9 protein-coding genes and 1 pseudogene are annotated in these 12950 nt (G+C 46.6%); 3 read left to right on the top strand and 7 right to left on the bottom strand.

The genetic code is table 11. The features are described 5' to 3' along the window. The first annotated feature begins 3 nt into the window (after positions 1-3). Positions 4-648: a bifunctional 4-hydroxy-2-oxoglutarate aldolase/2-dehydro-3-deoxy-phosphogluconate aldolase gene (locus J5X92_RS19225; RefSeq protein WP_015067462.1), complete on the top strand. Its 645-nt coding sequence runs from the start codon at positions 4-6 to the stop codon at positions 646-648. 323 nt (positions 649-971) lie between these two features. Continuing rightward, positions 972-2471, top strand: coding sequence for an IS91 family transposase (locus tag J5X92_RS19220; RefSeq protein ID WP_015067461.1), 1500 nt, complete (start codon positions 972-974; stop codon positions 2469-2471). Between the two features lie 208 nt (positions 2472-2679). Here J5X92_RS19220 and J5X92_RS19215 read toward each other — a convergent pair whose 3' ends face one another. From J5X92_RS19215 to J5X92_RS19190, 6 genes are all read right to left on the bottom strand, one after another. After that, positions 2680-3291 (bottom strand): SLC13 family permease, encoded by a 612-nt coding sequence (locus J5X92_RS19215; RefSeq protein ID WP_008305473.1) that lies wholly within the window; start codon positions 3289-3291, stop codon positions 2680-2682. A gap of 177 nt (positions 3292-3468) precedes the next feature. Then, a complete protein-coding gene (locus J5X92_RS19210) occupies positions 3469-5124 on the bottom strand; it encodes an electron transfer flavoprotein-ubiquinone oxidoreductase (RefSeq protein WP_008305471.1) in 1656 nt (551 codons plus the stop codon). 25 nt (positions 5125-5149) lie between these two features. Beyond that, a complete protein-coding gene (locus tag J5X92_RS19205) occupies positions 5150-6091 on the bottom strand; it encodes an FAD-binding protein (RefSeq protein WP_008305470.1) in 942 nt (313 codons plus the stop codon). Next, a complete protein-coding gene (locus tag J5X92_RS19200; protein WP_008305469.1) occupies positions 6091-6840 on the bottom strand; it encodes an electron transfer flavoprotein subunit beta/FixA family protein in 750 nt (249 codons plus the stop codon). The genes J5X92_RS19205 and J5X92_RS19200 overlap by 1 nt, the downstream gene beginning before the upstream one ends. 20 nt (positions 6841-6860) lie before the next feature. Further along, positions 6861-8642 (bottom strand): acyl-CoA dehydrogenase, encoded by a 1782-nt coding sequence (locus J5X92_RS19195; protein ID WP_008305468.1) that lies wholly within the window; start codon positions 8640-8642, stop codon positions 6861-6863. A 188-nt stretch (positions 8643-8830) separates the two neighbouring features. Next, positions 8831-9844, bottom strand: coding sequence for an AraC family transcriptional regulator (locus tag J5X92_RS19190; protein WP_008305465.1), 1014 nt, complete (start codon positions 9842-9844; stop codon positions 8831-8833). Positions 9845-10049: 205 nt separating this feature from the next. Between J5X92_RS19190 and J5X92_RS19185 the strand changes: the two genes are divergently transcribed. Next, positions 10050-11597 carry an amidohydrolase gene (locus tag J5X92_RS19185; RefSeq protein WP_015067460.1) on the top strand — a complete coding sequence of 516 codons (1548 nt, stop codon included), beginning with the start codon at positions 10050-10052 and terminating at the stop codon, positions 11595-11597. On the opposite strand, the pseudogene pyk reads toward J5X92_RS19185, so the two are convergent. Next, positions 11529-12869: pseudogene (pyk, locus tag J5X92_RS19180) on the bottom strand (pyruvate kinase); the annotation flags it as partial. The gene J5X92_RS19185 and the pseudogene pyk overlap by 69 nt on opposite strands. Between the last annotated feature and the right edge of the window lie 81 nt (positions 12870-12950).

Here is a 12950-nt window from a genome sequence, read left to right as displayed (position 1 = left end):
ATTATGACAACGAAATGGAAATACTCACCAGAGGAAATTTTTGCGGCCGGTCCAGTGGTCCCAGTATTGGTGATCAATGATGTGGAAAAGGCTGTGCCTCTGGCTAAAGCGCTCATGGAAGGTGGAATTAAAGTATTAGAAGTGACTCTGCGCACCCCTGCAGCTATTGACGTTATTAAACGTATTGCTGAAGAAGTTCCCGATTCGCTTATTGGCGCAGGTACGGTAACGAACGCACAACAACTTAAGGCGGTTGTGGAAGCGGGCGCAAAATTTGCCATCAGCCCTGGTATGACCGCAGATTTGCTTAAAGCCGGTATGGACGCAGAAATTCCACTTATTCCTGGTATCTCGTCTACCTCCGACCTAATGAAAGGGAAAGATGCAGGTTACACCCATATGAAATTCTTCCCAGCGGAAGCTTCAGGTGGTGTTAAAGCAATTAAGTCAATTAGTGGCCCATTCCCTGATGTAACATTCTGCCCAACGGGTGGCATTGGCCCTAACAATTACAATGACTATCTTGCACTGAATAACGTGAAGTGTGTGGGTGGTTCTTGGTTAGCACCAGATGATGCCATTGAAGCGGGTGATTGGGCACGTATTACGCAATTGGCTAAAGAAGCGGTTGCTGGTGCAAATCAATAAGCACGCTTTAGTCATTAGCTTAAAGAGAAAAAACCTGCTTTATGCAGGTTTTTTTATGTTCATAATTAGTATGTGTTGTTTAACAAAAAAACACATACTGTGCGGCTCAAATGTACGTAAAGCGGTCGTTGAGGCATTGAGGTTCTAATGGCAGCTATGAGCGAATAGCAGACGTTAGAGGAGCCTCCGTTGTAGACTAGCTATCTGATCGTATACCGGTCGTTCAGATAACCACGAACCACTGCCAATTTCTGTCACTCTGGTCAGTTTACTTACCAGCCCAACAAGGTACACTACAGACTTTTACATTAGCAAGGATGCTGATGTTAGCTGCAGAGCAATACACCTATCAACGCCATCGTCCAGAGCAAACATTGCTCTATCAACTTGTTGAGAAACATTACCCTGCCTTCGCCGAGATGATGCAATCTCAGGGAAAGGCATTACCATACCATGTGATCAAAGAGTTTGAAGAGTTTCTTAAGTGTGGTCGACTTGAGCATGGATTTCTGCGCATAGTCTGTGATGACTGCAAACATGAGAAGCTTGTAGCTTTCAGTTGCAAGCGAAGAGGTTTCTGCCCGAGTTGCGGAGCTCGAAGGATGGCTGAGAGTGCGAAACTACTGGTTGATGATGTATTGCAGGGTTACCCTGTTAGGCAATGGGTGTTAAGCTTACCTATTCCCCTAAGGTTATTACTCGCCAGATACCCCAAAGAACTCAGCAACGTCCTGCAAATCGTTCACCGCGCAATTTCCACAGACATCATCCATCGTTCAGGCTACTTGAAGAAGCAGGCTAAGACAGGGGCAGTCACCTACATTCAGCGTTTTGGTAGTGCGCTTAACTTAAATATACATTTCCATATGCTGTTCCTTGAAGGTGTCATCACACAAGAGCATGGAAAAATGACATTTAAGCGAGTCAAAGCGCCGAGTCATTCCAATATGGAGGCGTTGGTAAACACCATCAGCCAGCGCATCGCACAATATCTCGAAAAAGCAGGGCTAATTCAACGCGACATTGACAATACCTATCTGGACTTGCCAATTAACGATGAAGACAGCTTGTTACCACTGCAAGCTGCTTCGGTCAGCTACCGGATCGCAGTTGGTGCAGATACTGGTAAAAAAGTGTTTACTTTGCAAACCATGCAAGCAAAAGATCCTGATCACTTAGGACAACTCGCAAAGATAGCTGGATTTAGCCTACATGCAGGGGTCTTCGCAGATGCAGATCAACCAGAAAAACTAGAAAGATTGTGTCGTTACATCGCAAGACCTGCAATAAGCGAAAAACGCTTAAGCCTCACAACGACAGGTAATGTCAGATACGAACTCAAGACACCCTACAGCAATGGTACGACTCACGTATTCTTCTCGCCGATTGACTTCATTAGTAAGCTAGCTGCCTTGGTACCACCGCCTAGACTGAATCTGACGCGGTTTTATGGCGTGTTTGCGCCAAATGCCAATGTACGAGCAGAAGTAACTGCTTCACAACGCGGCAAGAACAGCCCTCGTTTAGCAGAGCATCTGAAAGATTCAGATAAGCCCTACCAGGCGCGCAGCATGTCATGGGCACAGAGGTTAAAACGTGTATTCAACATTGACATTACCATTTGCGAAGCTTGCACAAAGGCGAATGTCAAAATCATCGCATGCATTACAGAGCCTGCCGTCATCCAAAAGATACTCTGGCATTTGGATAAGCAAGATTCACCAATTACCGCTAATTCTTGCAGAGCGCCGCCACTGATTGAGTCAAAACAAATAACAACTGACGATTACGTTATTCAGAGAGATTTCAACTTTGGCGCTTAAGGGCTCCACCGCCAATATAGCTTGAACACTCATGTGTTGAGGCATCATGTTGCACATATCGAGAGAATTTTTCAGTCCCAATGATCAGCCTATTTTCTTATCTTGACTACACTTACTTCGTAATTGCTTCCTGTTTTTGGACCTAAATCGCATGAAACAAGCCTTAAAGCCAGCTGTCACAGAGGATAGTAAATAGCGTTAATTTGTCTTAAACTCCGTAGCTGACCATGTATAACACCAAACCGGCTAGCACAATTAAGCCAGGTAACGTGAAAGAAAAAAAGCTGAGTGGTTCAAAACCTTGACTCTTTAAACCCGCACTTACCACTAAGTTTGGTGGAGTAGCAATTAAGGTCAACATACCACTAACCAAAGCCGCGTAGGACATGGGAAGGAGCAGTTTACTTGGGCTATTGTTGGAATATTTAGCAATGCGCAGCACAATAGGAATAAAGATAGCAACAACGGCGGTCGAACTCATTACGGCGCTAAGTATGGCGCTCGCTAACATCAGCATAATCAGCATTTTGGTCGTTGAGCTACTACTATTTTGGCTGATCCAATTACCGACAAATCTCGCTACACCGGTTCTGTCTAGCATCTCGCCAACCACGAGTAAGCCGGCAATGAGAATGACAACTGAATTGCCAAAGCCTGCCAATGCTGCGTTAACGGGCAGTATGTTGGTCAGTATTAGGGCCAAAACCACACATATTGCAATCATGTCGTAACGCACACGGTTACTCGCCATGAGTAACGCCGCGGCGGCAATCAGTGCAAACACGAAATTTGCGTGATATTGCTCAGATAACGTGAACATGATGATAGCTCCTTGCGTAAATTCGGAAGATAGAACGAAAGTGAACGTTCAAAACAACCAGATGACGATAAGAGGCTGAAAGAAAACCTTTCGTAAAATGAAAAAGCCAGTTAAAAGAGTGTTCTACAATCGTCAAACACTATTCTAGCTGGCTTTATATTACTTAGATAAATTTTTTTAGGTATTGGGGTACGTTGGACCACCACCACCCTCGGGTGGACGCCATGTAATGTTCTGTGCTGGGTCTTTTATGTCACAGGTTTTACAGTGAATGCAGTTTTGTCCATTAATTTGGAACTGCATTTCACCGTCGCTTTCCACCACCTCATAAACGCCTGCCGGGCAGTAACGTTGCGCGGGTTCATCGAAGCGAGGCAAGTTCTGCTTAATAGGGATAGACGTATCGGTTAATTTCAGATGACACGGCTGATCTTCTTCGTGGTAGGTATTTGAAATATAAACCGAAGAAAGTTTATCGAAGCTAAGTTTACCGTCTGGTTTCGGGTAGTCGATTTTAATGTGCGCACTAGCCGGTTCCATACACGCGTAGTCTTCTTTCGAATCGCGTAGTTTTAACAGTGGCTTACCACCAAAAATCTTCTGCTCCATCCAGTTGTAGCCGCCACCAACGATAGGGCCAAACTTATGCAAGGCAGGACCGAAGTTACGCGAGTTATATAACTCTTGATACGCCCAGCTCTGTTCGAATAGTTGTTGGAAATTGGTTGTACCCTTTTCTTCAGCATCGGTACCGAGCGCTTCAAGGATCGCATCAGCGGCAATCATGCCTGACTTCATCGCAGTGTGAACGCCTTTGATTTTACTAAAATTTAGTGTACCAGCGTCACAGCCAACCAACATACCACCGGGGAAACTCAGCTTGGGTAGTGCATTCAACCCACCTTTGGTAATTGCACGCGCACCATAGGTGATACGTTCGCCACCGCTGAGTGTTTCAGCAATAATCGGATGATGCTTAAGGCGTTGGAACTCATCGAACGGGCTGATATGCGGATTGGCATAATTCAAGTCAATGATTAACCCAACGAATACTTGCTGATTTTCGGCGTGATAGAGGAAGAATCCGCCACCCATGCCTTTACTTAGTGGCCAACCTGAACCATGCACAACCAACCCCGGTTTGTGTTGCGACTCAGGCACTTGCCAGATTTCTTTAAAGCCAATGCCGTAATGTTGAGGATCAGCGTCAGAATCAAGCGCGAACTTCTTGATAATGCCTTTACCAATGTGACCACGGCAGCCTTCACCAAGAATAGTGTACTTAGCAAGGATATCCATACCAGGGGTATAGCCTGGGCCTGGTTCGCCATCTGCGCCTACGCCCATGTCGCCTGTGGCTACTCCACACACTTTACCATTGTCGTCGAAAATCACATCAGCGGCAGTGAAACCAGGGAATATTTCTACCCCAAGCTCTTCTGCTTGCTCTGCGAGCCAGCGACATAAATTCGCCACACTCACAATGTAATTGTTGTCATTGTGCATTGAAGGTGGCACCGCCCAATGAGGTAACTCAGTGGCTCTAGACTCGTCGCGAAGTAAATACACTTCGTCTTTAGCTACAGGCTGACCTAGGGCAAAGCCGTCTTCTTTCCAAGTAGGGAAGAGTTCGTCCAATGCTTTGGTTTCAATGACTGCGCCAGAGAAAATGTGAGCACCTACTTCAGCGCCCTTCTCAAGCACACAGACGTTGACTTCTTTGCCTTGTTCAGCAGCTTGCTTCTTAATCTGACAAGCTGCCGACAGGCCAGAAGGGCCAGCGCCAACAATAACAACATCAAATTCGATGGATTCGCGTTCTGGAGTATCCATGACGTTCCTCTTTATGGCACTTAATTTAAAGTACGCTAGCTAATTTGGCTTCTAATTCCGGTACTAGGTCGTGTAAATCACCGACTAAACCGTAGTCCGCCACTTCGTAAATTGGTGCGTCTGGATCTTTGTTAATCGCTACGATAACTTTAGAGCCTTGCATACCTGCTAAATGCTGAATGGCACCAGAGATACCTACCGCTACATACAAGTCAGGTGCAACAATTTTACCGGTTTGACCAACTTGGTGGTCGTTACCAATAAAGCCTGCGTCAACTGCTGCACGCGATGCACCGAGGGCTGCATTCAAACGGTCTGCTAGTTTTTCGATAAGTGCGAAATTCTCTTCACTACCTACACCGCGGCCACCCGAAACTACAATACTTGCAGAAGCGAGTTCAGGGCGTTCACTTTGGGCAATTTCTTCGCTAACTACACGCGACAAGCCACAGTCAACAGCATTATCTACCGCAGTGATAGCGCCAGTGCCAGCTCCTGTTGGCGCAGCATCAAAAGCAGATGTACGCACAGTGATAACTTTCACAGCATCGCTAGAAGTAACGGTTGCAATGGCATTACCCGCGTAAATGGGGCGCACGAATTCAGCTTCACCATTAACACCGGTAATATCTGAAATTTGACCTACGCCGAGTAGTGCGGCTAGGCGTGGCAGTGCATCTTTCATTACACTCGTCGCCGGTGCAACAATGTGGCTGTAGCCTTCTGCATTAGCTTGTAATGTTGCTGCTAGGTTTTCTGCACCTTGATACGCTAGTGCATCGTGGTCAGCAACCAGTACTGCGCTAACGCCATCGACTTTTGCCGCTTCTTCGGCAACGGCTGCACACCCTTTACCGGCCACAAAAATATCAAAAGAGGCACCAATTTTAAGTGCTGCCGACACGGCTGCTAAGGTAACAGGGCTGAGTGTGGCGTTATTGTGTGATGCAATTACTAAGGTTTTCATTAAATCACCTTCGCTTCATTTTTCAGTTTATCGACTAGCTCGTCTACCGACGCAACTTTGATACCTGCCTGACGTGTAGCAGGAGCAGCAACAGAAAGTTGTTGTTGCGTTGACGTAACTTCAACACCTAAATCTGCGGCAGTTGTCTCTGCGATAGGTTTGCGTTTCGCTTTCATGATATCAGGTAGTTTGGTAAAACGCGGTTCATTCAAACGTAGGTCAGCCGTCACGATAGCGGGAAGCTTCAGAGCTACAGTTTGTAGACCACCGTCGACTTCGCGTGTAACTAGCGCTTCGTCACCTTCAATTTTAACCACTGAGGCAAAAGTTCCTTGTGGGCGACCCATAATACCTGCAAGCATTTGACCCACTTGGTTGTTGTCGCTGTCGATAGCTTGCTTACCCATCATGATCAGGCCCGCGTCTTCTTGCTCGGCTACTTTCGCTAGTAAACGGGCAATAACTAATGGCTCTGGTTGCTCTTCTACATCAATACGAATGGCACGGTCAGCACCCATCGCAAGGGCAGCTAGGATCTGCTCTTTAACGATTTTGGGACCAATACAAACAGCGATAACTTCACTTGCTGTGCCCGCTTCTCTTAGGCGTAGTGCTTCTTCAACCGCTATTTCACAAAACGGGTTGATAGACATTTTGGTGTTGCTCAAATCGACGTCTGAGCCGTCCTGTTTAATACGTACTTTTACGTTGTAATCGATAACCCGTTTTACCGGAACAAGGATTTTCATAGTAAACCTTCTAATTCTAATTAAAATTGATCAACAGCAAATTCATACAGTGCTTGGGGGTTTTGTACCATTACACCAAAATGATGTAGTGCACGTGGCAACAAGCACTGGCTGTAGTACATCGCTGAAATACGCTTCTTAGCAAGGAACTCTTCACCGTACACGTCGTCGTTCGCGTCAGTTAAGGCGATAACGGCGAGTAAGGTACGGCCTTGCATCCAACCACCACACAAATAGCCCATTGCCATTAGCATATCGAAACAAACTGCTTGTGATAACTCTTTTTCGCTCGGTGCGTTAGTCAGTAGCCATTCTTTTGCCGCACGCGCTTTGTCCACGGCTTGGGCGAATGCTGCACCAAAGGCTTGCGCGTCGGCGTTGCTAGAAGCGCTCAATTCAGTGGCGGTAGCCGTCATGTCGTTTAATAGACTTTCCAGTGCTACACCACCGTCCATTAATACTTTACGACCAATAAGGTCGAGCGCCTGAATCGCCGTTGTGCCTTCATAAATAGGTAAGATACGTGCATCGCGGAAATGCTGCGCTGCACCTGTTTCTTCAACATAACCCATACCGCCATGAACTTGTATGTTAAGCGAAGTGAGCTCTTGTGCAAACTCCGTCATCCAACCCTTTACAATAGGTGTAAACAGTTCAAGACGCGCGTATTTTTCTTTACTGTTATTGTCGGCGTGAGCAAAGTCTAGCGCGGCAGACGCTTCTAGCGCTAAAGCGCGCATCGCTTCAACCCCAGAACGCATGGTTAATAGCATACGGCGAACGTCAGGGTACTCGATGATAGGCTTTTTACTACCATCTCTGTTTTTACCTTGAACTCGCTCACGTGCATACTGCACCGCTTGTTGGTAAGCGCGGTCTGAAATACCCAAACCTTGTACACCTACGCCTTGGCGGGCGTGATTCATCATGGTGAACATATACGGCAAGCCTTTGTGCGGTTCGCCAACTAAATAACCAATCGCGCCCTCGTTATCACCAAATGCCATAGTACACGTTGGCGAGCCGTGGATACCGAGCTTGTGTTCAATTGAGATGGGGTATACATCGTTGCGTTCGCCTGGTTCGCCGTTTTCGTCGAGTACGAACTTAGGTACGATGAACAGTGAAATACCTTTTACGCCCGGAGGTGCGTCGGGTAAGCGTGCAAGTACCAAATGCACAATATTGGGGGTCATTTGGTGATCGCCCCAAGTGATGAAAATTTTCTGGCCTTTAATGCGATAGTGATCGCCATCTGGTGTTGCAGTTGTTGATACTGCCGCGAGATCTGAACCAGCGCCTGGCTCGGTCAGGTTCATGGTGCCAGTCCACTCACCAGCGATTAAGCGGGGTAGGTAAAGGGCTTTTAGTTCGTCGCTACCATGAGCAAGTAATGCCTCTACAGAGCCGATGCTCAATAACGGGCAAAGTGCAAACGCCATATTTGATGCTTGCCACATTTCGCTGACTGCAGTGCCTAAAACCTGAGGAAGATTTTGTCCACCAAACTCTTCTGGTGCTGTTAATGTAGACCAACCGTTATCCACAAACTGTTGATAGGCTTCTTTTAATCCAGGAGATTCAGTGACGGCATTATCAGCCCACTGCGCAGGATTTTGGTCGGTGTCCCAGTTCAACGGAGCAAATACTTCTGAGCTCAGTTTACCGGCTTCTTCTAAGACCGCATCTGCTAGGTCAATATTAATATCTTCTAATTGAAGTTTTTCACACAAACCATCGAAACCGATTAACTGGTCAAGTACAAATTTAGCATCAAGTACAGGGGGTTGATATTGACTCATTTCAGAACCTATCCTAGTGATTAACGTTGTTGGATTATCCAAATAGTATAGGCACTAGTCTGCAATTTGCGCTTAATTTGTTCAATTACCAAAAAAGTCTATTGCTTGACATATTCGGACACTCGTTTGCTCACTTCATCAAACTATCTCAATCTGCATTTATATTAGTTTGGGCTGATGTTTTGGTGCTAGATAAGTGTGTTCTCGCGATATAAGGTAGGCGTCTGTCCAGTCCATTGTTTAAAGGCGCGCGTGAAGGCTGCTGGTTCAGAAAAACCTAATTTATTCGTAATGGTGGAAATCGGAATATCGGGTTGGCTGAGGTAATAAATCGCCATATTTTTGCGTAATTTATCTTTGATTTCTTGAAAGCTGGTACCTTCTTCGGTCAATTTCCGACGTAGCGTGCGTTCAGACACATTCACGCTATCAGCAATATCTTGCATGCTAGCTTCGTGCTCGCGGTACTCGGCCAAATAATCCATCACTCGGCGGGTATAAACTGGTGTGAATTCTTGACGTGTAAACCAGTTGAGTGGGGCTTGCTTGAAGTGTTCGCGCAGGTTCTCCGCGCGCTGGGTGACAGGGTTTACTAGTTCTTCTTCACTAAAAACGAAGGCATCGTAGTCATGGCCGTAGGTGATGGGGCAGGGAAACATAAAACGATACTCGGCGGCATGAGCGGGTTCTGCACCACGCATCTTAACTTGTTGCAGAGGAATACTTTTACCAATTAACCAACCCGGAAAACGGTGCCAAAGCAGCAAAAAGAAATCTCGAAACAGTAAGTTACGGTCGATTTCAGGTTGGACTTGACGCATGCGCAATTCAACCTGTCCTTTACTTATATACAATGACAGTGAAATTGACTGGTTAACCAAACTGTAAAAACGGCACAGGTGTTTATAAACCCGATGTAAATTTTGCTCTTGAATCGCCCCATCGGCGAATAAACGGAACACGCCATACTTACTGGGCTGCGTGGTTAAGCCTAAAAATTCATCGTCACTTTGCTCCCATACCGAGCGCATAAGTTGACTAAATTGTTGAGAGGTTATACGACTTTGCGGATTGTCGAGCAGAGGCTGGTTAAGTCGAGCACTTTGTAGAATCGGCTCCAAATTCAAACCGAGTTGGCGCGCTGCGTCTAACACCGCATTGGCAAAGTGCACAGAAACACTGTGACTGTAGTGAAGCGACATACCTAGCTCAATGAGTCATTCGAAATTGATGCTATTTTGCGAGAGCGGTAGCCGATTAGCAAGTACAACTTGGGTGGCTTTAGTGCGGGTGTGACAGCTCCTCTACTTGGAAAAGTAGTGTAATTGGACCAAGAAAATGGCGTAGTATGTGTATTCAAACACCGATACTCAGAAACATGAGTAATAACGACGACGAGAAAATATCATGCAAAAAAGACTGACGAGATTACTTTCTGGATTAGCTACCACGCTCGCTGTTTCAATGTCTGCAAGCTTCGCCGGCTATGCGTCTACAGTAGTGACCAACGTGACTGGGTATACGCTAAACCCGCAGGGTGAAATGGTAACCTTCAACACAATAGTGTTTGATGAAGGTAAAGTAGTGCAACTTAATCCCACCGAAATGCCAGCTGATGCAACAGTGATTGACGGCAACAATAAAGTATTACTGCCGGGGTTGATTGATGCTCACGGGCATTTGCTCGGTTTGGGCGGTAACTTAATGGAAGTCGATTTACGCGAGAGTTCCTCAATGCAACAGGCAGCCCAATGGGTAGCTGACTATGCCATGATGCATGCTGACCAAGAGTGGATAAAAGGCCGCGGATGGAATCAGGAGTTATGGAGTGATCGCTCATTCCCAACAGCCGCTGTACTCGATGCTAAACTGAAAAATAAACCCGTCTGGTTGACGCGAGTCGATGGCCATGCCGCTTGGGTGAATAGTAAAGCGTTACAGATGGCGGGTATCAATGACAGTACGCCTGACCCCGCTGGAGGCCAAATTTTGCGCGATGCTGATGGCAAGGCAACAGGTGTGTTGATTGACCATGCCATGGATTTAGTGTCAGCGATAATGCCAAAAGATTCAGCGTCACTCTATGCAGCACAACTCAACGCTGCAGGCGAGCATTTGCATTCGGTTGGCATAACCGCCATGCACGATGCGGGTATTGGCCATCATGTCTACGACTTTTACTTGGCGCGAGCCGCTCAGGGTGAACTGCCCGTGCGTGTTTATGCCATGCTAAGTGCGACAGATCCGCTGCTACCAGAGATGCTAGATGTTGGCATTATTCGCAGCCAAGACGACTTTTTACATGTGCGCAGCGTAAAAGCTTATGGCGACGGAGCATTGGGTAGCCGAGGTGCTGCGTTAATCAAGCCATATTCAGATGCACCTCATCAGCATGGGTTATTACTAACGCAACCTGAAGATTTTCCCAAAGTAGTACAGCAAGTGTTAGGCGCGGGTTTCCAGTTGAACTTTCATGCCATTGGGGATAAAGCCAATCAGTTAGTACTTGATGAATTTGAGCGTACCTTTGAGCTACTGGGTGGCCAAGCCCTGCGTAACCGAATTGAACACGCGCAAATCATTGCGGTTGAAGATTTGCCTCGCTTTGCCGAGTTGAAAGTATTGCCGTCGATGCAACCTACTCATGCCACCAGCGACATGAATATGGCGGAAGATCGCTTGGGTAAAGCTCGGATGGAAGGTGCCTATGCATGGAAAACATTATTGAACAGTGGTATTCCAATGCCACTAGGTTCAGACTTTCCGGTTGAGTTGGCCAATCCATTCTACGGCTTACATGCCGCAGTTACTCGCCAAGACCGCAATAATCAACCCGTCGCTGGTTGGTATCCCGAACAGGCTATGAGTATTCAACAAGCTTGGCGCTTACTCTACGTCAACAATTTTCAATGTATTGGTTGCACCCACTTTTTCCATTTCATCACCGTAAGTTAAGATGATGCTGTCACCACTTTTGACTAGCCCTTTTTCTTTTAACGATGCAATAACGTCGTATTTCAAACGGCCTGGTTCACTGTTAGATGAGTCGAAGAAAACTGGCTTAACACCACGACAAAGCGCCATCGTATTTAGTGTAGACTCGTGACGTGACATGGCAATTATTGGCAATGAAGTTGTAATGCGAGACATAAGTGTTGGCGTGCTGCCGCTTTCTGTTAAACCGACAATGGCTTTTACGCTTGGTAAGTGGTTAGCGGCATAAACAGCTGATAGGGCAATAGATTCACTTGTTGAAGAGAATTGTTCGTCCATGCGGTGTTTTGAAAGCTTAACACTTGGGTGGGTTTCTGCACCTTCACAAACTCGAGCCATAGCTGCAACGGTCTCAATAGGGTAGTTACCTGCAGCAGTTTCAGCCGATAACATTACCGCGTCAGTACCGTCTAGTACCGCATTGGCTACGTCCATGACCTCTGCACGAGTAGGCATCGGGCTGTCAATCATCGACTCCATCATTTGCGTTGCAGTGATCACCACTTTGTTTAACTGGCGAGAGCGAGAAATCAGCTTTTTCTGCACACCCACAAGCTCTGCATCACCAATTTCAACACCAAGATCGCCACGGGCAACCATTACCGCATCTGACGCTCTGATGATGTCGTCCATCGCTTCATCACTTGCTACAGTCTCAGCGCGTTCAACTTTGGCGCAAATTTTTGCATAGCAACCTGCTGCTTCAGCAAGCTCTCGCGCGTAGTTCAGATCTGCGCCACTGCGCGGGAAAGATACCGCAAGGTAGTCAACGCCAATTTTAGCCGCCGTCTTAATGTCTTCTTTGTCTTTCTCAGTTAAGGCATCAGCAGACAGACCACCACCTTGGCGGTTAATTCCTTTGTTGTTGGAAAGTTTGCCACCAACGGTTACTTCAGTAATAACTTTACGCCCTTCAACACCGGTCACTTTAAGCTGAATGCGTCCATCGTCTAGAAGCAAAATATCGCCAGCAGATACATCGTCGGGTAGGGCTTTATAATCAATGCCCACTTGCTCGGCGTTGCCTTCATCTCTACCTAGTTCTGCGTCAAGAATAAAGGTTGCACCCACCGCTAGTTGAACAGGACCTTCTGAAAAGCGGGCTACGCGAATTTTAGGGCCTTGAAGATCGCCCAAAATGGCGACGTATTTTCCAAGGTTTTGCGCTGCCTGGCGAACGCGCTTTGCTCGTTCAATATGGGGTTCTAGGGATTTTCCCCTCTAAAAAGACATAATCCTCTGTAGACCACACCAATAAATGGCTGCGGAGGTGGGTTACTACTTATAAGTGTGGCAAATTAGGTAAATATCGTA

It is taken from the genome of Alteromonas sp. K632G, from assembly GCF_017653625.1.
Classification (GTDB): Bacteria; Pseudomonadota; Gammaproteobacteria; order Enterobacterales; family Alteromonadaceae; genus Alteromonas; species Alteromonas naphthalenivorans.
This window is presented reverse-complemented; position numbering and strand designations above follow the sequence as displayed.